Origin of the sequence: Streptomyces sp. NPDC060049 (genome assembly GCF_042736715.1) — a bacterium.
Lineage (GTDB): Bacteria > Actinomycetota > Actinomycetes > Streptomycetales > Streptomycetaceae > Streptomyces.
On record NZ_JBHWVV010000018.1, the window covers coordinates 131,194 to 153,191 of the forward strand.

The 21,998-nt window shown below is 70.7% G+C and carries 22 protein-coding genes; 4 read left to right on the forward strand and 18 right to left on the reverse strand.

The genetic code is table 11. The annotated features are described in order from the left end of the window. Window positions 1-17: 17 nt before the first annotated feature. The 3 genes from ACFWBY_RS29325 to ACFWBY_RS29335 all read left to right on the forward strand — a co-directional run bounded on the left by ACFWBY_RS29325 (window position 18) and on the right by ACFWBY_RS29335 (window position 3,513). Window positions 18-860: a siderophore-interacting protein gene (locus ACFWBY_RS29325; protein ID WP_385338341.1), complete on the forward strand. Its 843-nt coding sequence runs from the start codon at window positions 18-20 to the stop codon at window positions 858-860. Window positions 861-967: 107 nt separating this feature from the next. Continuing rightward, window positions 968-2,506, forward strand: coding sequence for a serine hydrolase (locus tag ACFWBY_RS29330; protein WP_385338338.1), 1,539 nt, complete (start codon window positions 968-970; stop codon window positions 2,504-2,506). A 23-nt stretch (window positions 2,507-2,529) separates the two neighbouring features. Further along, window positions 2,530-3,513, forward strand: coding sequence for a pseudouridine synthase (locus ACFWBY_RS29335; RefSeq protein ID WP_385338336.1), 984 nt, complete (start codon window positions 2,530-2,532; stop codon window positions 3,511-3,513). On the opposite strand, the gene ACFWBY_RS29340 is transcribed toward ACFWBY_RS29335, so the two are convergent. The 13 genes from ACFWBY_RS29340 to ACFWBY_RS29400 form a co-directional block, all read right to left on the reverse strand. Beyond that, on the reverse strand, window positions 3,510-4,169 hold the full coding sequence (locus ACFWBY_RS29340) for a helix-turn-helix domain-containing protein (protein WP_385338333.1): 660 nt from the start codon (window positions 4,167-4,169) through the stop codon (window positions 3,510-3,512). The genes ACFWBY_RS29335 and ACFWBY_RS29340 overlap by 4 nt on opposite strands. Window positions 4,170-4,259: 90 nt before the next feature. Beyond that, window positions 4,260-7,112, reverse strand: coding sequence for a DEAD/DEAH box helicase (locus tag ACFWBY_RS29345; RefSeq protein WP_385338330.1), 2,853 nt, complete (start codon window positions 7,110-7,112; stop codon window positions 4,260-4,262). 81 nt (window positions 7,113-7,193) lie between these two features. Continuing rightward, complete coding sequence (locus ACFWBY_RS29350) at window positions 7,194-8,084, reverse strand: diacylglycerol kinase (protein ID WP_385338327.1); 891 nt, start codon at window positions 8,082-8,084, stop codon at window positions 7,194-7,196. Between the two features lie 23 nt (window positions 8,085-8,107). After that, window positions 8,108-9,073 carry a twin-arginine translocase subunit TatC gene (gene tatC / locus ACFWBY_RS29355; protein WP_385338324.1) on the reverse strand — a complete coding sequence of 322 codons (966 nt, stop codon included), beginning with the start codon at window positions 9,071-9,073 and terminating at the stop codon, window positions 8,108-8,110. Between the two features lie 53 nt (window positions 9,074-9,126). After that, entirely contained in the window at window positions 9,127-9,423 is a 297-nt protein-coding gene (tatA, locus tag ACFWBY_RS29360; protein WP_385338321.1) for a Sec-independent protein translocase subunit TatA, read from the reverse strand. Window positions 9,424-9,607: 184 nt separating this feature from the next. Next, a complete protein-coding gene (locus tag ACFWBY_RS29365; RefSeq protein ID WP_385338319.1) occupies window positions 9,608-9,808 on the reverse strand; it encodes a hypothetical protein in 201 nt (66 codons plus the stop codon). Between the two features lie 26 nt (window positions 9,809-9,834). Beyond that, window positions 9,835-10,098 carry a hypothetical protein gene (locus ACFWBY_RS29370; protein WP_385338316.1) on the reverse strand — a complete coding sequence of 88 codons (264 nt, stop codon included), beginning with the start codon at window positions 10,096-10,098 and terminating at the stop codon, window positions 9,835-9,837. A 14-nt stretch (window positions 10,099-10,112) separates the two neighbouring features. After that, the gene (locus ACFWBY_RS29375) at window positions 10,113-11,111 is read right to left on the reverse strand and encodes a helix-turn-helix transcriptional regulator (protein ID WP_385338313.1); all 999 of its coding nucleotides are present in this window, start codon (window positions 11,109-11,111) and stop codon (window positions 10,113-10,115) included. A gap of 117 nt (window positions 11,112-11,228) precedes the next feature. Then, a complete protein-coding gene (locus ACFWBY_RS29380; protein ID WP_385338310.1) occupies window positions 11,229-12,191 on the reverse strand; it encodes a helix-turn-helix transcriptional regulator in 963 nt (320 codons plus the stop codon). 143 nt (window positions 12,192-12,334) lie between these two features. Continuing rightward, a complete protein-coding gene (locus ACFWBY_RS29385; RefSeq protein WP_385338306.1) occupies window positions 12,335-12,712 on the reverse strand; it encodes an FKBP-type peptidyl-prolyl cis-trans isomerase in 378 nt (125 codons plus the stop codon). Window positions 12,713-12,760: 48 nt separating this feature from the next. Then, on the reverse strand, window positions 12,761-13,699 hold the full coding sequence (locus ACFWBY_RS29390) for an FKBP-type peptidyl-prolyl cis-trans isomerase (protein WP_385338303.1): 939 nt from the start codon (window positions 13,697-13,699) through the stop codon (window positions 12,761-12,763). Between the two features lie 126 nt (window positions 13,700-13,825). Next, entirely contained in the window at window positions 13,826-15,187 is a 1,362-nt protein-coding gene (pafA, locus tag ACFWBY_RS29395; RefSeq protein WP_385338299.1) for a Pup--protein ligase, read from the reverse strand. A gap of 9 nt (window positions 15,188-15,196) precedes the next feature. Then, window positions 15,197-16,519 (reverse strand): MFS transporter, encoded by a 1,323-nt coding sequence (locus ACFWBY_RS29400; RefSeq protein ID WP_385338296.1) that lies wholly within the window; start codon window positions 16,517-16,519, stop codon window positions 15,197-15,199. Window positions 16,520-16,661: 142 nt separating this feature from the next. Here ACFWBY_RS29400 and ACFWBY_RS29405 point away from each other — a divergent pair, with 142 nt between their 5' ends. Next, window positions 16,662-17,660: a LacI family DNA-binding transcriptional regulator gene (locus ACFWBY_RS29405; protein WP_385338293.1), complete on the forward strand. Its 999-nt coding sequence runs from the start codon at window positions 16,662-16,664 to the stop codon at window positions 17,658-17,660. A gap of 71 nt (window positions 17,661-17,731) precedes the next feature. Here the strand turns inward: ACFWBY_RS29405 and prcA are convergent, their stop codons facing one another. The 5 genes from prcA to dop form a co-directional block, all read right to left on the reverse strand. Next, window positions 17,732-18,496 carry a proteasome subunit alpha gene (gene prcA, locus ACFWBY_RS29410; RefSeq protein ID WP_385338290.1) on the reverse strand — a complete coding sequence of 255 codons (765 nt, stop codon included), beginning with the start codon at window positions 18,494-18,496 and terminating at the stop codon, window positions 17,732-17,734. A 46-nt stretch (window positions 18,497-18,542) separates the two neighbouring features. After that, window positions 18,543-19,382: a proteasome subunit beta gene (prcB, locus tag ACFWBY_RS29415; RefSeq protein ID WP_385338287.1), complete on the reverse strand. Its 840-nt coding sequence runs from the start codon at window positions 19,380-19,382 to the stop codon at window positions 18,543-18,545. Then, a complete protein-coding gene (locus ACFWBY_RS29420) occupies window positions 19,334-19,567 on the reverse strand; it encodes an endonuclease VII domain-containing protein (RefSeq protein WP_385338449.1) in 234 nt (77 codons plus the stop codon). Before ACFWBY_RS29420 ends, prcB begins: the two co-directional genes overlap by 49 nt. Window positions 19,568-19,980: 413 nt before the next feature. Next, the gene (locus tag ACFWBY_RS29425; protein WP_133898495.1) at window positions 19,981-20,193 is read right to left on the reverse strand and encodes a ubiquitin-like protein Pup; all 213 of its coding nucleotides are present in this window, start codon (window positions 20,191-20,193) and stop codon (window positions 19,981-19,983) included. 175 nt (window positions 20,194-20,368) lie between these two features. Next, a complete protein-coding gene (dop, locus tag ACFWBY_RS29430) occupies window positions 20,369-21,880 on the reverse strand; it encodes a depupylase/deamidase Dop (RefSeq protein WP_385338284.1) in 1,512 nt (503 codons plus the stop codon). Window positions 21,881-21,998 lie beyond the last annotated feature (118 nt).

Sequence of the window (21,998 nt, forward strand, 5' to 3'; positions counted from 1 at the left end):
AAAGTCAGGGAGACGTCGTGGCAGAAGGACGCGCCCGCAAGGTCGGCACCGCAGTCGTCGTGCGCACCGAGCGCTTGAGCCCGCACATGGTGCGGATCGTGCTGGGCGGTGACGGGCTGGCCGGCTTCGACGCGGGCGCGTACACCGACCACTACGTGAAGGTCCTCTTCGCGCCGGAGGGCGTCGTCTACGCCTCCCCGTGGGACCTGGAGCAGATCCGGGCGGCCCATCCCCGGGAGGAATGGCCGCGCCAGCGCGCCTACACCGTGCGCGCCTGGGACCCGGCGCTCCGGGAGCTGACCCTCGACTTCGTGGTGCACGGCGACGAGGGCCTGGCCGGCCCCTGGGCGGCCCGGGTCCAGCCCGGTGAACTCGTACGCTTCCTCGGCCCCGGCGGCGCCTACGCCCCGGACCGGCTCGCCGGCTGGCACCTCCTGGCCGGTGACGAGAGCGCCCTGCCGGCGATCGGCGCCGCGATGGAGCGGATGCCGTACGGCGCGGAGGTCCACGCGTTCGTGGAGGTCGAGGGCCCGCAGGACGAGCTGGAGATCGCCACCCCGGACGGCGTCGTCCCGGTGTGGCTCCACCGCGGCTCCCGCCCGGTCGGGGAGGCCCTGACCGAGGCCGTCCGCGCCCTCGCCTTCCCCTCCGAGGACGTCCACGCCTTCGTCCACGGCGAGGCGGGCTTCGTCAAGAACCTCCGCCGCTACCTGCGGGTCGAGCGCGAGATCCCGCGCGAGCGCCTGTCGATCTCCGGCTACTGGCGCCTGGGCGAGACGGACGAGGGCTGGCGCGCGATCAAGCGCGACTGGAACGCGGAAGTCGAAGCCGAGCAGGAACCGGTCGGCGCCTCCCACTGAGCCCGCGGCACCCCTTCGGGGGCGACCCTTCCCGGCCCCGCGCGCGGGTGCCGGCGGCGGCTGCGGCCCCGCGAGCGGGGTCACCCGGTCGGCGGCACAATAGGTCCATGCGTACGCTCCGCGCCCTCACGGCGGTCGGAGCCGTCGCCCTCCTGGCGACGGCCGGGACGGCAGCGACCGCACCTAGCCCGCCGCCGGCACCGAAACCCCTGATCAGCGACCAGCGGGTCGAGGAGGCGGTGCGCCGCCTCGACCGGACCGTCGCCGACATGATGCGCTCCACCGGCGTCCCCGGCGTGTCCGTCGCCGTCGTCCACGACGACGAGGTGGTCTACCTCAAGGGCTTCGGCCTGCGCCGCGTCGGTGAAAAGGAGACCGTCGGCCCGGACACGGTCTTCCAGATCGCCTCGCTCTCCAAACCGGTCTCCTCCACCGTCGTCGCGGGCGTCCTCAAGGAACCGGCCGACTTCGACCGGCGCGCGGAACTGTCCGGCTTCGCGCTGAGGGACCCGTGGGTCACCGAACACGTCTCCACCGCCGATCTCCTCTCCCACCGCAGCGGTCTGCCCGACCACGCCGGGGACCTCCTGGAGGACCTCGGCTACGACCAGGCGTACATCCTCGACCACCTGCGTCTGGAGCCGCTCACCGCGTTCCGCGCGAGCTACGCCTACACCAACTTCGGTTTCACCGCCGCCGCCGAGGCCGTCGCGAAGGCCCGGGGCACCAGCTGGCAGAAGCTCGCCGACGACACCCTCTTCAAACCGGCCGGCATGATGCGCACCAGCACCGAGTTCAGTGCGTTCGACACGGCGCCCGACCACGCCGCCACCCACGTCCGCAACCCCGACGGCACCTGGAGCCCCCGCTTCGTCCGTGACCCGGACGCCCAGGCACCGGCCGGCGGGGTCAGTTCCACCGCCGGCGACATGGCCCGCTGGATGCGGCTCCAGCTGGGCGACGGCATGCTCGACGGGAAGCGGATCGTCCCGGCCGACACGCTCGCCCGGACCCATGTGCCCGAGATCGTCTCGCAGCCGGTGAACGCCACGGGCAAGACGGACTTCTACGCACTCGGCTGGAACGTCTCCTACGACGACGCGGGGCGGGTGCGCCTGAGCCACTCCGGGGCCTTCGACCTCGGCGCCAACACCAACGTCACCATGCTCCCCCTGGAAAAGCTCGGCATCGTCGTCCTCACCAACGGTGCGCCCGTCGGCGTCGCCGACGCGGTGGCCCTCGACTTCTTCGACTTCGCCGAGCACGGCACGACCACCACCGACTGGCTCCCGCTGGTCGCCGCCCTCTACGCCCAGCTCGACGGCGCGGGCCGCTCCTCCACCGACTACGCGCACCCGCCGGCCGCCGCGAAGGCCGCCCAGGCCGACAGCGCGTACACCGGGACCTACGACAACCCGTACTACGGCAGGGCCACCGTCACGGCGGACCCGGACGGCGCCGGCCTCACCCTCTCCCTCGGACCCGGGCCCGAGCGCTACCCGCTCGCCCACTACGACGGCGACGTCTTCAGCTTCGAGACGGCCGGCGAGAACGCGGTCGGCCGCACCGGGGTGACCTTCGCCGACGGAACCCTGCGCGTCGAGTACCTGGACGGCGAGCACATGGGGACCTTCACCCGGCGGTAGTCGGGCAGCCTAGGCTGGACCCGATGAAACGCAACATCCCTCCAGCACCCCTGCCCCAGGTCCGCGGCATCGACCCGGTCCGCATGCGGCTGCCCCCCGACCCCGACGGGGCCTGGCCGGATCTCGGCTCCTACCTGACCGCGCGCTACGAGGGCACGCGCGGCGCCGAGTCGATGGCCCGCCTGCTCGGTGAGGGCCGGGTGCTGGGCGCCGGCGGTCGGGTGCTGGCCGCCGGGGACCCCTACGAGCCGGGCGCGTTCCTGTGGTTCCACCGGGACATGCCCGTCGAGCCGGTGGTGCCCTTCCCGATCGGTGTCGTGTACCGCGACGAGCACCTGCTGGTGGTCGACAAACCGCACTTCCTGGCCACCACCCCGCGCGGCAGCCACGTCTTCCAGACGGCCTTGGCCCGGCTCCGGGTGGAGCTCGCACTGCCCTCGCTGAGCCCCGCGCACCGGCTGGACCGGATGACCGCCGGCCTGGTGCTGTTCAGCATCCGCCCCCAGGACCGGGGCGCCTACCAGCTGCTCTTCCAGGAGCGGCGGATCCGCAAGGAGTACGAGGCGCTCGCGCCGCACGATCCGGCGGTGGGGTTCCCGCGCACGCTGCGCAGCCACATCGAGAAGGTGCGCGGGGTGATGGCGGCGGTGGAGGTCGAGGGCGCCGAACCCAATGCCGAGACGCTGGCCGAACTCGTCGCCTTCAAGGACGGCCTGGGGCGCTACCGGCTGACTCCGCACACCGGGCGCACCCACCAGCTGCGGGTGCACATGAACAGCCTCGGCCTTCCGATCCTCGGCGATCCGGTCTACCCGGTGGTCGGCGATCCGGCGCCGGACGACTACCGCCGTCCGCTCCAGCTGCTGGCCCGGACACTGGAGTTCACCGACCCGGTCACCGGGATCGCGCACCGGATGGAGAGCGCTCTGACCCTGCGGGCCTGGACCGACCGGGCCGGCTGGGAAACGGACCCGGGCCCCCGGCCCGCGGATCCGGCCGCGGTCTAATCCGCGGGCCCGGCGATCCCCGCGATCCGCAGCGCCGCGTCGGCGGTGGCCTCGGCGAAGGCGGCCACGGGGCGCGCCGGGTCGGATCGGTGGATGAGCATGACGCCTTCGATGAGGCCGAAGACCAGGTCGTTGCGGAGCGCCAGAGCGGCCCGGTCTCCGGCGAGTTCCGCCGCGACGCAGGTGCCGTCGAGCAACTGGCGGTAGGCGTCCTTGAGTTCGAGTCGCATCAGGCGGAAACGGGCGAACCCGGCCCCGCCGACCTCGGGCAACAGGTAGAGCGCGCCGAGGTTGTACGGTCCCCCGCACAGCAGCAGGACGTCGGAGCGGCACAGTTCCCACAGCCGGCGGGTGGCGGGCCGGCCCCCTTCGAGGAGCAGTCGGCGGGCCAGCACCAGGGAGGGCGCCACCGTGGACTCGAGGAGTTCGGCGAGGAGTTCCTCCTTGCCGCCGAAGTAGTGGTACATGGTGGCCTGGCGCATTCCGGCCCGTTCGGCCACCGCCCGCGTGGTGGTGGCCGCGTACCCCTTCACCGTGAACAGCTCGGCCGCCGCGTAGAGGAGTTCCTCGCGCGGCGGCCGGCCGCCGGCCGGCCGCAGCTGATCGGCGCGTGGCCGACCGACCCGTCTCGGCCCTTCGTCCGTTCCCCCAGTCATGGCCCGATCGTCGCACAGGACACGTCGAATCGATCATGGCAAGAGATGAGATCCAGCCATGGCTATTTTTGGAGGAAGCACCAAATCCGATCAGCCGACGGAGCTGTAGGCGACCACGCCCCGAAGGAGCGCGTCGACCGCCTTGCGCGCGTTGCGCGCCACCGTGCTGCCGCCCTGCGAGGACGGCGGCGCCGAGGAGGCGGGCGCGGCGGCGGCCACCTGCCCCAGCACGTCGATGACCTGCTTGCACCAGCGCACGAAGTCGCCCGCCGGCATCTCCGCCTCGCGCAGCACCTCGTCGAGGCTCTTGTCGGAGGCCCACTGGTAGACCGCCCACGCGAAGCCGAGGTCCGGCTCCCGCTGGCCCACGCCCTCCGCCTGGTTGATGCCGTGCTCCTCCTCCAGCGCGTCGAGCCGGCCCCAGATGTGGACCATCTCGCCGAGCGCCGCCTTCGCCGCGCCGCCCGGCACCTTCGGCGCGACCGCGTCGTCGGACTGGCGTGCCTCGAAGACCAGCGCCGAGACGCAGGCGGCCAGTTCGGCCGGGCTCAGACCCTCCCAGACACCGGCCCGCAGGCATTCGGACGCCAGCAGGTCGAGCTCTCCGTAGAGCCGGGCGAGCCGCCGGCCGTGCGGGGTGACCTCGCCCTCGCGCAGGTAGTCCAGCTCCGTCAGCAGCGCGTGGATGCGGTCGAAGGTGCGGGCGATGGTGTTCGTCCGGCCCTCGATGCGCCGCTCCAGCTGCTGCGTGTCCCGCTGGAGGCGGTGGTAGCGCTCCGCCCAGCGGGCGTGGTCCTCGCGCTCGTCGCAGCCGTGGCACGGATGCGCCCGCAGCTCGGTGCGCAGCCGCGCGATCTCGCGGTCGTCGGCCGCGGCCGCCCGGCCCCGCCCCTTGCGCTCGACCGTGAGGTGCCCGGCCTTGGTGCGCAGCTGGGACGCCAGGTCCCGACGGGACTGCGGGGACTTCGCGTTGAACGTCTTGGGGATCCGCATCCGCTCGATGGCCTCGACCGGCACCGGGAAGTCGATGGCGGCGAGCCGCTTGACCTGCCGCTCCACGGTGAGCACCAGCGGGCGCGGGCCCTCGGCGTACTCGTACCCGCGGTGCCCGTTGGACCGCCCGGCCGGCACGCCCGGGTCCAATACGAGGGCGAGCCCTGCGAACTTGCCGGTCGGCACGTGGATGACGTCGCCCGGCTTGAGCTTCTCCAGTGAACTGGCCGCCTGCACGCGGCGCTGGGCCGCGCCCTGCTTGGCCAGCTCGGTCTCGCGGTCCTTGAGGTCGCGGCGCAGCCGCGCGTACTCCTCGAAGTCGCCGAGGTGGCAGGTCATGCCCTCCCGGTAGCCCTCCAGGCCCTCCTCGTTGCGCTGCACCTGCCGGGAGATCCCGACGACGGAGCGGTCGGCCTGGAACTGCGCGAAGGAGGTCTCCAGCAGTTCGCGCGAGCGGTGCCGCCCGAACTGCTGGACCAAGTTGACGGCCATGTTGTACGAGGGCCTGAAGCTGGAGCGCAGCGGATAGGTACGGGTACCCGCCAGCCCGGCCAGGGCCGCCGGGTCCATGCCCCGCTGCCACAGCACCACCGCATGGCCCTCGACGTCGATGCCGCGCCGCCCGGCCCGCCCTGTGAGCTGCGTGTACTCACCGGGGGTGATGTCGGCGTGCTGCTCGCCGTTCCACTTGACGAGCTTCTCCAGGATGACCGTGCGCGCGGGCATGTTGATGCCCAGCGCCAGCGTCTCCGTGGCGAAGACGGCCTTCACCAGGCCCCGTACGAACAGCTCCTCGACGACCTCCTTGAAGGTGGGCAGCATGCCCGCGTGGTGCGCGGCGATGCCCCGCTCCAGGCCTTCGAGCCATTCGTAGTAGCCCAGGACGTGCAGGTCCTCCGCTGGGATGGACGCGGTCCGCTCCTCGACGATCTCGCGCACCTTCAGGCGCGCGGAGTCGTCGTTGAGCCGCAGCCCCGCATACAGGCACTGCTGGACGGCGGCCTCGCAGCCGGCCCGGCTGAAGATGAAGTTGATGGCGGGCAGCAGCCCGTCACCGTCGAGACGGGCGATGACCTCGGGCCGCGAAGGGGTCCAGATCCGTCCGCGCGAACGCCGCTCGCGCTCCCGGTCGGCCTCGCGGACCATCTTTCCGCGCCGCCGGTCCTTCGGGTTGTAGCGGCTGGTGTTCTCCTCGCGGGCCATCCGCAGCAGATCGGGATTGACCTCACGGCGCGCCGAGCCCCGGCCGCCGTGGTCGGACTCCTCCTCGAAGAGGTCGTAGATCCGCCGGCCGGCCATGACGTGCTGCCACAGCGGTACGGGCCGCTCCTCGGAGACGATCACCTCGGTGTCGCCGCGCACGGTGTCGAGCCAGTCGCCGAACTCCTCGGCGTTGGAGACGGTCGCGGAGAGCGAGACCAACGTCACCGACTCGGGAAGGTGGATGATCACTTCTTCCCAGACGGCCCCGCGGAACCGGTCGGAGAGGTAGTGGACCTCGTCCATCACGACGTAGCCGAGGCCGGTCAGCGCCTGCGAGCCCGCGTACAGCATGTTGCGGAGCACCTCGGTGGTCATGACGACCACGGGAGCCTCGGAGTTGACGCTGTTGTCACCGGTGAGCAGGCCGACCTTGTCGGCGCCGTAGCGCTTGGCGAGATCGGCGTACTTCTGGTTCGACAGGGCCTTGATCGGCGTCGTGTAGAAGCACTTGCGGCCCTGCTGGAGGGCCAGGTGCACGGCGAACTCGCCGACGATCGTCTTGCCCGAGCCGGTCGGCGCGGCCACCAGGACGCCCTTGCCGGCCTCCAGTGCCTTGCAGGCCTCGATCTGGTACGGATCCAGGTCGAATTCGTACATCTCGCGGAAGGGCGCCAGGGCGGTGGCCTCTTCGGCGGCGCGGATCCGGGCAGCGGCGTACCGCTCGGCGGGAGAGAGTTCTTCGGTCATCTTGTCTTCGAGCCTACCCGCCGCCCCTGACAACAGTCGCGATCTTTATGACCGGCTCCGGCCGCCCCGCACGCGGCCGTCCTACGCCAGGAGCCGCAGGGCCCCGGGGACGCAGTGGGCGGTCACCGGCAGTGGTCCCAGCGGCTCGCCGTCCGCGTAGGCCGTGCTGCCGGCCGCCTCCAGGGTCACCTTCGCGGCCCGGTGGACGGTGACCTTCGGGTGGCCGAGATGGGTCCCCTTGTAGACCTGCGGGAAGACCTTCAGCAAGGTGGCCCGGCTGCAGTCCCCGACGACGGTGACGTCGAACAGCCCGTCGTCCGCAAGCGCGTCCGCGCAGATGCGCATCCCCCCGCCGTAGGAGGATCCGTTGCCGACGGCCACCAGCGTGGCCTCGGTCTCGATCACGGGACCGTCGTCGAGGGTGATCCGGTACGGGAAGGGCCTGAAGGCGGCGAGCTCCAGCGCGATGGCCAAGTCGTACTTGAACTTCCCCAACGGCAGCCGCATCCGGTTGCCCCGGTCGTTGACCCGCGAGTCGAAGCCGGAGCACAGCACGGTCCCGTACCAGGTGCCCCCGCCGACCCGGCCGAGGTCGATCTCGCGGACCCCGCCCTCCTTGAGCACCTCGGCGGCCAGCCGCCCCGCGCGCGCGGGATCCCCTACGGGCAGCCCCATGGCCCGTGCGAAGTCGTTGCCCGTGCCCACCGCGACCACCCCGAGCGGTACCAGGGTCCCGGCCAGCGCTTGGAGCGCCAGGGAGACCATGCCGTCGCCGCCGACCGCGACGACCGCGCCGGTACCGCCCCGGACGGCTCCGCGCAGCCGCTCCAGCGCGTCGGGGGCATCGGCGCCCACGACGGTCCGCACGGAAAAGCCCGCGTCCCGCAACGCGGAAGCGGCCGGCTGCGCGGCGTGCGCGCCCCGGCCGCGTCCCGCGGTGGGATTGACGAAGAGGGTGATCTCAGCACTCACGCACGGGAATCTACCCCGCCGGGTCAGGTGGCGTCGTCGTAGCCGTTGATCCGCTGCCGGCCGCCGTCGTCCTGCCCGGGCAGGGCGCCTGGCGCCACCACGGGCTCGATCTCGCCGAGGGCCGCCGGGGTCAGGTCCAGCTCGGCGGCTTCGTCGTCGTCGAGGTCCGCGTCGGGGTTGCGGCGCGCCCGCCGGCGGTCGTTGACCAGGCAGACGGCCAGCGCGACGAAGTACAGGGTGACAATCGGCGCGGCCAGCGCCAGCATGGTCAGCGGGTCACCGGTGGGCGTCGCGAAGGCGGCGAAGATCGTGATGCCCAGCACCATGCCGCGCCACCAGCCCCCGAGCCGCTTCGCGGTCAGCACCCCGGTGAAGTTGAGCAGGATCAGCAGCAGCGGCAGCTCGAAGGCCAGGCCGAAGACGATGACCATGCGCGTGATCAGGTCGAGGTAGTCGTCGACCGGGAGCAGGTTGCGCGCGTTGTCGGGGGTGAACTCCAGAAGGATCACCGCGGTCTGCGGCAGGACCTTGTACGCGAGGACCGCGCCCGCGCCGAACAGCGGAGCGCCGACCGCCACGAAGCCCACGGCGTACTTCTTCTCGTTGCTGTGAAGACCCGGGGCCACGAAGGCCCACAGCTGGTAGAGCCACACCGGCGCGGACAGCACCACACCGGCGGTCAGGGAGACCTTCAAAGCGATGGAGAACGGCGCGATGAGGCCGTTGACCGTCATGTCGGCGCAGGGATGGCCGTTGCGCTGCTCGACCACGCCGTTGGTGCAGCCGACGGAGTCCAGAATCGGCTTCATCATGAAGTCGATGAGGTCCTTGTAGAAGAACGCGGCCACGCCGGTGATCACGAGGATCGCAAGGACCGACTTCAGCAGCCGGTTTCTCAGCTCACGCAGGTGCTCGACAAGAGGCATGCGCCCTTCGGCGTCCTTTGCCTTCTGGTCCGTCTTCTCCTGCTTGCGGGCAGACTTGAGCAACCCACGTCCCTTGTCTCGATGCAGATGACTGGCGCGACCGAGGTCGGCCGGAGTCAGCTCTGGGTGGTGTGGTTGGGCTCACTGACCGGCCGCGCGCTGGTGACGTCACCGGGCGAGGCCTGGATGGTGCGCGGGGCAGCCTGCTGCTGCGGAGCCTGGTCGGCGACGGAGGAAGCGGTGGAGGCGTCCTCCGCCTCGCCCTCCTTCTTCATCGCCTTCGCCTCGCTCTTGAGGATGCGGGCGGACTTGCCGAGCGAGCGGGCCATGTCGGGAAGCTTCTTGGCACCGAACAGCAGGAAGATCACGGCGACGATCAGGAGGATCTCGAGGGGCTTCAGGTTGCCGATCATGTGTGTCTTCCTTCTCACCGAAACGGCTGGTTGTGGTGGCGAGGCGGCCCGGGACCTAGATCCGTAAGCCGCTCTGACATGGATCGTAACCCCCGGGGGTTAACGCCGGGCAATCCCCGGGGGTCTCACCGCTTGCGTGGACCGACAGTACGACGGTTGTCCCACCATGGCTATGGCCGCGCCCTCAGGGCCGGGCCGACCGCCCGGACCTGGCCAGATCGGCCGCGGCCCGCTCCAGCTCACCGGAGGCGTCCGCGATCCGGCGGCCCGCGTCCGCGACCTGCCCGGAAAGCCTGCGCACCTCCACGAAGACCCGGACCGCGAGCACGGCGAGGACGGCGAGCCCCAGGAAACCAAGAGCGATTGCGAGCATCGGCCACAGCATGGGACGAGCCTAGGCCACCGCACGCCTCAGACGCTGCGCAGGGTGCTCACGCCGCCACCCGTCAGCAGCTCCACGATGCGCTCGCCGGCGGGCTTGCGGACCTGGACGCCGCACTCGGGGCACGTGAAGGAGTAGAAGGTGGTCCGGCGGCTGCCTCCGATGGCCAGGCGCAGGGCTCCCGCGTCCAGCTCGAAGCGGGCCCGGCAGTCCGGACAGGCCGCCTTGAAGGCGACCGGCGTCCCGGGACCGTCCCCGGCGGGCGCCTGCGGCGGCCCGGACGTCGGCGACATCACCTGCGGCCCCCTCAGCCCTGTTCCCCGACGGCCGTGTTCTCGACACCCCTGTCCTCATACGCGGCGAGCGCCTCCCGGGCCGCCTGCCGCGCGCTGTCCGCCAGCTCCACCGGGGCCACGATGCGCCCCTCACGGCCCAGGCGCAGCGCGAGCCGGCGCAACGAGGCCGGGTCGGGGCTGCGCAAGGTGATCCGCAGGCCGCCCTCGGGCAGTTCCTCGGCGCTGTCGTGCGGGTAGTACTCGGCGACCCAGCGCCCGCCCGGGCCGACCTCGACCACGACCTCCGGGTCCTCGGCGGCCGGCTGCACCAGCCCCACGGACAGGTCCCGGGGCTCGATCGCCGGCGGGTCGGAGCGCTCGTCGAGCAGCCGGATCTCCGCGACCCGGTCCAGCCGGAAGGTGCGCCGCGCCTCCGAGAGGTGGCACCACCCCTCCATGTAGGTGTGCCCGACCGCGAACAGCCGGATCGGGTCGACGGTCCGCTCCGTCAGCTCGTCGCGCGCCGGCGAGTAGTAGCGCAGCCACACCCGGCGCCGCTCCGCGATGGCCCGGTCCACATCGGCGAAGACCCCGCCCTCCGACTCGAAGGTCACCGACAGCCGGGAGCTGGCCCCGGCCGCCTCGCCGGCCGCCGCCTCCAGCTTGGCCGTGGCCCGCAGCAGCGCGTCGCGGTCGCTCTCGCGCAGCCCGGGCAGGGTGGCCACGGCGCGGGCGGCGACCAGCAGCGCCGTCGCCTCGTCGGCGGCCAGGCGCAGCGGCTCCGCGGTGGACTCCCCCGAGGCGTCGGGGTTGCGCCACCAGATGCGCTCCCCGTCGGTGTCGATGTCGAGCAGGTCCCCGCCCCGGAAGCTGGTGCCGCACATGGGGAGCACGTCGAGGTCCGAGATCAGCTCGTCCTCGGTGATCCCGAAGGCGCGGGCCACGTCGGCGACGTGCGCGCCCGGGCGCTCGCGCAGGTACGTCACCAAGGACAGCATCCGGCGCGTCTGGTCGATGGCGTTGGCAGCCATGCTGGTACGTCTCCCCCTCAGGGCGTTGCCCACTGGTCTTGCGCGGCCGTGCACGGGCCCGCGCGGTTCGCCGCGGCCGTGCGCTCGCACGCCCGTCCGCGGTCCTGCCCGGTCCGCTCAGCCCTTGGCCACGGCACGCAGCCGGTCCACGACGTCGGCCCGCAGGTCGGCCGGCTCCAGCACGACGACATCGGGGCCGAACTCCACCAGCCACGCGTCCAGCCCGTGCCCGTACGGGATCTCCAGCTCGTCCCAGCCCTCCCCGCCCGCGCTCTCGCGCACGGCGGTGGCCTTGGCCCGCAGCGGATAGCCGGCCCCGGCCCGCAGCCGGATCAGCGCGGAGCGCTCCGCGCTCTCCCCGGCCCAGCTCGCCACGGTCTCCCGCACGGTCACCACGTCCGGGACCTCGGCGGTGTACGCCGCCGCGCGCGAGCGGACCTTGCCCGTGATGCGCGAGAGCCGGAACACGCGCTCCGCCCCCCGGTCGCGGTCGAAGCCCGCCAGGTACCAGTGGCCGCGCCAGCACTCCAGCGCCCACGGTTCGACCTGGCGGCTCTCGGGTCGGGCGGCGGTGGACTTGCGGTAGTCGAAGACCACCGGGCGACGGTCGCGGCAGGCCAGCATCAGCGGCTCGAAGGCCGCCTCGTGGACCGGGATCCGGGGTTCGATGGCACTGTGCTGGCCCTCGTACGGGTCCGAGGCCTCCGGCATGCCGCCGGCGCGCAGCTTCTGCAGGGCGCCGCTCGCGGCCCCGGCGAGGCGCGCCTGCTGCCAGACCTTGGCGGCGAGCCCGAGGGCCGCGGCCTCCTCCGCGTCGAGCGCGACGGGCGGCAGCCGGTTGGAGTCGCGCCGGGCCAGGTAACCGGTGTCGCCGTCGAGGTTCTCGACGGTCTCGATGACCAGACCGAGCTCGCGCAGATCGTCCTTGTCCCGCTCGAACATCCGGTTGAAGGACTCGTCGTTCCCGGCTTCCATGTACGCCTCGATGGAACCGCGCAGTTCACGCTTGCTGAGCGGCCGGCGCGTCCCCAGCAGACACAGCGCCAGATTCATCAGCCGCTCGGCCTTGGCAATCGCCATCGACGCCCATCCGCCCTTCCAGACCTTCGAGTCGTGCCCCGCGTACGCCCTCGTGACCGCTGACCGTACCGCCCCGGTGGTCCAGGGCAAAAGCGAGGGCCCCCGCCTCACGGCAGGGGCCCCACGGCTACACGACGGACCGGTCAGGCGCCCATCAGGTCACACACGAAGATCAGCGTCTCGCCCGGCTTGATGGCGCCGCCGGCGCCACGGTCGCCGTACGCCATGTGGGCCGGGATCGTCAGCTTGCGACGGCCGCCGACCTTCATGCCCTGGACGCCCTTGTCCCAGCCGGAGATGACCTGGCCGACACCGAGCTGGAACTGCAGCGGGGCGCCGCGGCCCCAGGAGGCGTCGAACTCCTCACCGGTGGAGAAGGCCACGCCCACGTAGTGGACGGAAACGCGGGAACCCGCCTTGGCCTCGGCGCCGTCGCCGACCCAGATGTCCTCGATGACGAGGTCGGTGGGGACCGGGCCCTCGGGGAAGTCGATCTCGGGCTTCTCGAGCTTGTCGCTCACGGAACTGCTCCTCAAAAACTTACGAACAGGGGGACAACCGGGACAGTCTTACATCACCGCGAGGATGTCGAGGCTGAACACCAGCGTCGAGTTCGCCGGAATCGTGCCCTGGTCCTTGTCCCCGAATCCCATGTCCGGCGGGATGACCAGCAGGACGCGGCTGCCCACCTTCTTGCCCGTCAGGCCTTCCTTCAGGCCCTTGACCGAAAGCTGGCTCATCGGCCACGTCACGGACTGGTCCGTGGCGTACGTGCTTTCGAAGGTCTTGTCGTCCTTCCACGTCTTGCCGTTGAACTTGACCACGACGTTGTCGCTGTCCTTGACCGCGGCGCCGTCGCTCTCCAGGACGTAGTTCGAGACCAGCTTGGCCGGCGGCGTGACGTCCTTCGGGACGGCCACGGAGACTTCCTTGCCGTCCGTGTTCGTACCGACCTTGGGCAGGTTCTTGTCGTCCTGCGGGACCTCCTTGCCCGTGGCCGAGGCCGGGATGGAGGTGCCCTTGACGATGTCCACGACGAAGACCAGCGTGGCGTTCGGCTTGATCTTCTCGCCCGAGCCCTGCTCGCCGTAGCCGAGGTCCGGCGGAATCACGAGCTCCAGACGGCTGCCGACCTTCTTGCCCTCAAGGCCCTGGTCCCAGCCCTTGATGACCTGGCCGGCACCGACGGTCACGTCGAACGGCTTGCCCTTGCCGAAGCTCTGGTCGAACGGCTCCTTGCCGTCCCACACCTGGCCGAGGTAGTTGACCTGGGCGACGTCGCCCTTCTTCAGCGCCGGGCCGTCGCCCTCGCTGATGGTCACCACCTTCAGTTCCTTCGGCGGGGTGCCCTTCCCCTGCGACAGGGTGGGCTCTTCCCCGAACTTGGCGCCCTTCGTGATCGCGGGCGCCCCGTTCTTCATCTCGGCGGAGTCGGAGCCGCTGTCGCCACACGCTGCTGTCGACAGCAGCAGAAGGGGTACGACTAGCAGGCCGGCAAGTCGGCGCACGTGTTCCTCAGATCTCAGACGGCTGGGCGGTCGTCGCCACTCTAAGCCGTGCGCAGGGCCCCGTACGAGATGCGTACGAGGCCCTGCCCAAGATCAGTGCGATGTCACACCACACCACATGGCGCCCTACATCCCCGCGATCAGCTTCTCCACCCTGTCGTCCACCGACCGGAACGGGTCCTTGCACAGCACGGTCCGCTGCGCCTGGTCGTTCAGCTTCAGGTGCACCCAGTCGACCGTGAAGTCCCGCCGCTGCTCCTGCGCCCGGCGGATGAAGTCGCCCCGCAGCCGCGCACGCGTCGTCTGCGGAGGAACCGACTTGCCCTCGAAGATCTTCAGGTCGTTGCAGATCCGCGCCGCCTGCCCCTTGCGCTCCAGCAGGTAGTACAGCCCGCGCCTGCGGTGGATGTCGTGGTAGGCGAGGTCTATCTGAGCCACCCGCGGATTCGACATCGTCATGCTGTGCTTGGCCCGGTACCGCTCGATCAGCTGGTACTTCATCACCCAGTCGATCTCGGTCCCGATCCGGTCGAGGTCCTCCGCCTCGATCGCGTCGAGCGTACGGCCCCACAGCTCCAGCACCTGGTCGACGACACCGGTGCGGATGCCCCGGCGCTCGGCGAAGTCGACCGCCTTGTCGTAGTACTCGCGCTGGATCTCCAGCGCGGAGGCCTCCCGGCCGCTCGCCAGACGCACCTTGCGCTGGCCCGTGATGTCGTGACTGACCTCACGGATCGCCCGGATCGGGTTCTCCAGCGTCAGGTCCCGCATCACCGTGCCCGCCTCGATCATGCGCAGCACCAGATCGGTCGCGCCGACCTTCAGCAGCATGGTCGTCTCGGACATGTTCGAGTCGCCCACGATGACGTGCAGGCGGCGGTAGCGCTCGGCGTCCGCGTGCGGCTCGTCGCGCGTGTTGATGATCGGCCGCGAGCGGGTCGTGGCCGAGCTGACGCCCTCCCAGATGTGCTCGGCCCGCTGGCTCACGCAGTAGACCGCGCCCCGGGGCGTTTGCAGCACCTTGCCCGCACCGCAGATCAGCTGCCGCGTCACGAGGAAGGGGATGAGAATGTCCGCCAGCCGGGAGAATTCCCCGTGCCGCGCCACCAGATAGTTCTCGTGGCAGCCGTACGAGTTGCCCGCCGAGTCGGTGTTGTTCTTGAACAGATAGACGTCGCCCGCGATTCCCTCCTCGTGCAGGCGGCGTTCGGCATCGACGAGCAGACCTTCGAGAATGCGCTCGCCGGCCTTGTCGTGGGTGACCAGTTCGATCAGGTTGTCGCATTCGGGAGTTGCGTACTCCGGATGCGAACCCACGTCGAGGTAGAGGCGGGCGCCGTTCCGCAGGAAGACATTGCTGCTGCGGCCCCATGACACAACACGGCGGAAGAGGTAGCGCGCCACTTCGTCAGGAGACAGTCGGCGCTGTCCCCTGAACGTGCACGTGACGCCGTACTCGTTCTCCAGCCCGAAAATGCGGCGGTCCATGACTGAACATTACGCCTTCTGCTCTGTTCTGAAACCGAGTTCGCGAGCGTCGTTTCGATCATTTTCCCGAGAGCCCTCCGAAGAGCCCTCCACGGGGCTGTCCGCCGGGCCCGCCACGGAGCCGGCCCCCGGGCCCGCCACCGGACGCCCCACGGCCCGGACCGCGAGCACCCGCTGAGTGACCATCAGCACCAGCAGCGCCGCCGCCCCCGCGACACCCGCCACCGCGAAACCCGCCGCCGTACCGCCCGCCTCCACCGACGGACCCGCGGCCGCCGTACCGATCGCCGCACCCACCCCGAAGAAGGTCACCAGCCACGAGAACGCCTCCGTCACCGTCCCCGCCGGCGCGTGCCGGTCCACCACGATGAACGCGCACGCCAGCGCCGGAGCCAGGAACACCCCCGCGAGCGCCGCGAACGCCGTCATCACCACCGGACCCGGCACCAGCGTCAGCGGCAGGTAGCAGACCGCCAGCAGCGCCACCAGCAGCCGCAGCCGCCGCTCCGGAGCCCCCGGCCACCGCCGGGCCCCGTAGAGCACTCCGCCCGCCAGCGCGCCGAGGCCCAGCGCCGCCATCAACCAGCCGTAGACCGCCTGCCCGCCGTGCTCGTCGGCGTACGCCACGCCCGCCACCGTGATCGACCCGAGCGCCGTCCCGACGAAGAAGAAGGCACCCAGCAGCGCCAGCAGCCCGCGCGAGCGGAGCGCCCCCAGCCAGTGGGCCTCCCGCGGCGCCGAACGCCACGTCCGGGAGGGCTCAGACACCACGACCGAGAGCGCCCCCAGCACACCGATCGCATTGATCACCAGCAGCGCCGCCGCCGGATCCCACAGCGCGACGAAGAGCGTCACCAGCAGCGGACCGACCGTGAACATGACCTCCTGGGCCACCGCGTCCATCGCGTACGCCGCGTGCACCCGCTCCTCCTTGTGGCCCAGAACCCCCGGCCACAGGGCGCGCAGCCCGCCCTCCAGCGGCGGCGTGAACAGCCCCGCGACCACGACCGCCCCGTACGCCGCCGCCACCGAACCCGTGCCGGCCAGCGCCAGCCACACCATGCCCAGCGCCGACACCACCGCCGCCGGCAACTGCACCCGCGGCTGCCCGTACAGGTCCACCGCCCGGCCCAGCAACGGCTGCCCCACCGCGTTGGCCAGCCCGTACGCCGCCGCCAGCGCCCCGGCGAGGCTGTAACTGCCGCCCTCGGCCCGGGTGAACAGCACGATCGCGATCGGCCCGGTGCCGTTCGGCAGCCTGCCTATGAGCGTGCCCGCCAGCAGCCTCGCGGCATGCCGGGTCCTGAGCAGCTCCGCGTAACCCGCGGCCATGTCGCCCCCATCCGCCCGGTCCCACCGGGTCATACGTATAACGTGACCCGTCATACGTACCATGGCCACCACCCGACGGTCCACACCACCGCACGCCGCCACACCCCCGGACCCCCGCGACCTCGCACTACAGGAGCACCGTGTGACGAGACCCACCAGCCGCGACGTGGCCACCGCCGCCGGAGTCTCCCAGGCCACCGTCTCCCTCGTACTCGGCGGCAAATGGCGCGGCCGCGTCTCCGAACGCACCGCCGACACCGTCCGCGAAACCGCCGCCGAACTCGGCTACCGCCCCAACCTCGCCGCCCGCAACCTCCGCCTCGGCTCCACCCGCACCGCCCTCCTCGTCGTCCCCGCCCTCACCAACGAGTTCTTCGCACGCGTCTACACCGGCGCCGCCCGCATCGCCGCGGAACACGGCTTCGGCGTCGTCCTCTACCCCTCCCCCGACGGCACCGGCCCCGCCCGCGACCCCTTCGCCTCCGCCCGTGCCGCCCTCGACGGCGTCATCGCCTCCTCCATGGCCACCCACGCCCTCGAAGCCCTCGGCGGCGACGGCCTCCCCCTCGTCATGCTCGACAGCGACCCCACCTCCCACGCCGCCGCCGCCCACGTCAACCTCGCCATGGCCGACGGCATGCGCCAAGTCACCGAACACCTCCTCGGCCTCGGCCACCACCGCATCCTCCACCTCGCCTCCGCCGTCGACTCCTGGACCTTCACCGTCCGCGCCGACGCCCTGGCCGCCCTCCTGGGGCCCTCCACCGAGCTGCGCACCGTACGGGCCCCCCTCAGTGTCGACGGCGCCCGTACGGCCGCCGAAGCCGCCCTCACGGCCCCCGGAGCCCGCCCCACCGCCATCGTCTGCGACGACGACATCCTCGCCGCCGGAGCCTGCAAGGCCGCCCGACGCCTCGGCCTGCGCGTCCCCGACGACCTCTCCGTCACCGGCTTCGACGACCTCGCCCTCGCCACCGCCGTCGAACCGGAACTCACCACCGTCCGGCTCCCCGCCGAACGCGTCGGCGAACAGGGCATGACCGCCCTCCTCGCCGTCCTCGAAGGCATCCCGTGGACCGCCGAGGACATCCCCGTCGAACTCGTCGTCCGCGACTCCACCGGCCCCGCGCCGACCACCTGAACCCGAGAACGCGAGAGCGCCCCCGGCCCAAGGCCGGGGGCGCTCTCATCGGATGTCCTGCGACTGCTCGACTACTCGGCTTCCTCGTCGGCAGCCTCGTCGTTCGACACCGCATCGGCCTGAACGGCCGCCGGAACGTCCGCCTCCAGCAACCGCGACAGCTGCCGGCCCCGGATCCGCTTGAACTTGCGCTGCTGGGCCCGCGTACGGTCCAGCACCGCCACCTCCAGCCGCTCCGCCGGAATCGACTTGTCCGCACCGTTCGCCTGACTGGACAGCGCCTGCACCGCCAGCTTCAACGCCTCGGACAGGGTCATCCCGTCCTGGTGCCGCTGATCGAGGTAGGTACTGATCTGCTCGGCGTTGCCGCCGACCGCCACCGAACCGTGCTCGTCCACGATCGAACCGTCGTGCGGCAGCCGGTAGATCTGGTCGCCCGCCGCCGTCGCACCGACCTCGGCCACGACCAGCTCCACCTCGTACGGCTTCTCACCGGCCGAGGAGAAGATGGTGCCCAGCGTCTGCGCGTACACGTTCGCCAGCCCACGGGCCGTCACATCGTCACGGTCGTAGGTGTATCCGCGCAGATCGGCATAGCGCACACCGCCGATCCGCAGGTTCTCGTACTCGTTGTACTTGCCGGCGGCCGCGAAGCCGATCCGGTCGTAGATCTCGCTGAACTTGTGCAGCGCGCGGGACGGGTTCTCGCCGACGAACACGATGCCGTCGGCGTACTGGATCACAACGAGGCTGCGACCCCGGGCGATGCCCTTGCGGGCGTATTCCGCCCGGTCGGCCATGGCCTGCTGGGGTGAGACGTAGAACGGAGTCGACACCGGCTGTCCGTCCCTTTCTTCTGGGCTCCTACGGGGCGGCGGATGGTCAGAGCAGGGCGGCGCGCGGGCCGTCGGGCTGCTCCAGCCGACGATTCGTGATCTTGCGGGCCAGCTCCGAGGACTCGGCGTCGCTCAGCCTGCGGAAGCCGTCTTCGGTCATGACGGTGACGATGGGATAGATGTGACGGTAGAGGTCCGGCCCACCCGTCGCCGAGTCGTCGTCGGCGGCGTCGTACAGCGCCTGCACGACGAGCGTGGTGGCCTGCTCCTCCGTCAGATCCGGCTGGTACAGCTTCTTCATCGAGCCGCGGGCGAAGATCGAGCCCGAGCCGGTGGCGGCGAAGCCGTGCTCCTCGGAGCGGCCGCCGGTCACGTCGTAGGAGAAGATCCGGCCCCGCTCCTTGCCCTCGTCCCACCCTGCGAAGAGCGGTACGACGGCCAGCCCCTGCATCGCCATGCCCAGATTGCTCCGGATCATGGTCGACAGGCGGTTCGCCTTGCCCTCCAGGCTCAGGGTCGCCCCCTCCACCTTCTCGAAGTGCTCCAGCTCCAGCTGGAACAGCTTCACCATCTCCACGGCCAGACCGGCGGTGCCGGCGATCCCGACGGCGGAGTACTCGTCCGCCGGGAACACCTTCTCGATGTCCCGCTGCGCGATCATGTTCCCCATGGTCGCCCGCCGGTCACCGGCGAGCACGACCCCTCCGGGGAAGGTGGCGGCCACGATGGTCGTCCCGTGCGGCGCCTCGATGACCCCGTCCGGCAGCTTCCGGTTCCCCGGCAGCATCTCGGGCCGGTGCGCGCCCAAGAAGTCCATGAAGGACGACGACCCCGGCGTCAGGAAGGCTGCCGGTAGACGCCCTGTGCTACGAGTGTTGGGTTCCACAGGTTTCCTTCCACGTAAGCGGCTGCACGCCTCATGACGTCCGGCCGATCCTTGAGTTGCCCCAGTGCTGCGTTACAGGCGAAGCACAGTACGCCTCGGACCCTACCCGTCTGGTGATCGTGATCCACATGCTCTGCCGGACACTCCTGGCAGATCACGCAGAGCCCGCCTTGAGCCGCGATCATCTCGTCACGCTCGGCTTCGGTGATGCCGTAGTGCCGCTTGAAGTACGAGGCCCTGTTGCGTTGCGCTCGACACTCCCGGCAGTAGCTGGCCCAGCCGTCCGAGCTCGTCTTGTTCCTCTCCCACTCCGCGTGGGACTTGATCACCTCGCACTGGGGACACCGCTTGCGGCCGGACGGCACGGGGATTTCCCCCGTACCGTCCGCCCCTTCGCTTCTTGCCGCTGCTTGTAGTGATCGGCCTGACACTCGCGGCAGTACGCCTGAAAGCCGTCCCGCATCGAGCGATTACTCGCGAAGGCCTCGAATGGCTGAACACGCTTACAGCGCGAGCACCGTTTCAAGCCTTCAGGCGCCACCTCGGCCACCCAACCCCCCACACCTTCGATTTGAAGGCAGGATTACCTAGATGGCTTTTACTGGCCACCCTTTTGCACGAACGACCTCACGAAATCCTCGGCATTCTCTTCCAAGACATCGTCAATCTCGTCAAGTACGGAGTCGACGTCGTCGGAGAGCTTTTCCTGGCGCTCCTTGAGGTCGGTCGATTCTTCGACCGCCGCCTCCTCGACCTCCTCGGTCGAGCGCTGCGCCTTCTGCTGTCCGCCGCCCGTGTCCTTGGTCGCCATGTCTAGCTCACCCCGCTCGGTTCGCACGCTCACACGGAGAGACCCCGGGAATTCGGGATCCCTCAAGATCAGACCCTACGTCGGACCCTACAAGGAGGGACCGACATCCGTACCCGTACTTTCACAACGTCCGGATGTCTTCATGATTCCCGGACCGGAGGCCTTTCAGGCCCGCTCAGCGCCCCGAAAGCACCCGCACCAGGTCCTCCGCCGTCCGGCACCGGTCCAGGAGCTCCTTCACGTGGGCCCGGGTGCCCCGCAGGGGTTCCAGCGTCGGGACCCGCTGGAGCGAGTCGTGGCCCGGCAGGTCGAAGATCACCGAGTCCCAGGAGGCCGCGGCCACGTCGTCCGCGTACTGCTCCAGGCACCGGCCCCGGAAGTAGGCCCGGGTGTCCTCCGGGGGCTTGCTCTGTGCCCGTTCGACGGCCGTCTCGTCCAGCAGCCGCTTCATCTTGCCGCGGGCCACCAGGCGGTTGTACAGCCCCTTCTCGGGCCTTACGTCGGCGTACTGCAGGTCCACCAGGTGGAGCCGGGCGGCGTCCCACTCGAGGCCGTCGCGGCGCCGGTAGCCCTCCAGGATCTCCCGCTTCGCGATCCAGTCCAGCTCCCCGGACAGGCTCATGGGATCGGTCTCCAGCCGGCCCAGCACGTCCTCCCAGCGGGTCAGCACGTCCTTGGTCTGGTCGTCCGCGTCGGAGCCGAAACGCTCCTCCACGTACTTCCTGGCCAGCTCGTAGTACTCCATCTGGAGTTGTACGGCGGTCAGTGTCCGCCCGCTGCGCAGCGTGATCAGGTGCTGCAGGTCGGGGTCGTGGGAGACCTGGTGCAGGGTGCGCACCGGCTGGTCCACGGCGAGGTCGACGTTGATGTAGCCGTCCTCGATCATGGAGAGGACGAGTGCGGTGGTGCCGAGCTTGAGGTAGGTGGAGATCTCGGAGAGGTTGGCGTCGCCGATGATCACGTGCAGCCGGCGGTACTTCTCCGCGTCGGAGTGCGGTTCGTCGCGGGTGTTGATGATGGGGCGCTTGAGGGTGGTCTCCAGGCCGACCTCGACCTCGAAGTAGTCCGCGCGCTGGCTGATCTGGAAGCCGTGTTCGCGGCCGTCCTGGCCGATGCCGATCCGGCCCGCGCCGGTGACGACCTGGCGGGAGACGAAGAAGGGGGTGAGGTGGCGCACGATGTCCGAGAAGGGGGTCTCCCGCTTCATCAGGTAGTTCTCGTGCGTGCCGTAGGAGGCGCCCTTGTTGTCGGTGTTGTTCTTGTAGAGGTGGATGGGCTGGGCGCCGGGGAGCTGGGCGGCCCTGACGGCCGCTTCGGCCATGATCCGCTCGCCGGCCTTGTCCCAGAGCACGGCGTCGAGCGGGTTGGTGATCTCCGGCGAGCTGTATTCGGGGTGCGCGTGGTCGACGTAGAGCCGTGCGCCGTTGGTGAGGATGACGTTGGCGAGGCCGATGTCCTCGTCGGTGAGCTGGCTGTTGTCGGCGGCCTCGCGGGCGAGGTCGAAGCCGCGGGCGTCCCGCAGCGGGTTCTCTTCCTCGAAGTCCCAGCGGGCGCGTCGCGCCCGGTGCATCGCCGCCGCGTAGGCGTTGACGATCTGGGACGAGGTGAGCATGGCATTGGCGTTCGGGTGCCCCGGGACGGAGATCCCGTACTCCGTCTCGATCCCCATTACTCGCCGTACGGTCATGCGGCCCTCCTTGCCCGGCGGCGCTCCTGTTCGGGAGCGGCGCTCAAGTACCGCTGGTGCTCCTGTGCGTCGTGTGCGGTGCCCGTCCCCGCACTGCGCGACCTGCGGTACGGAAGAG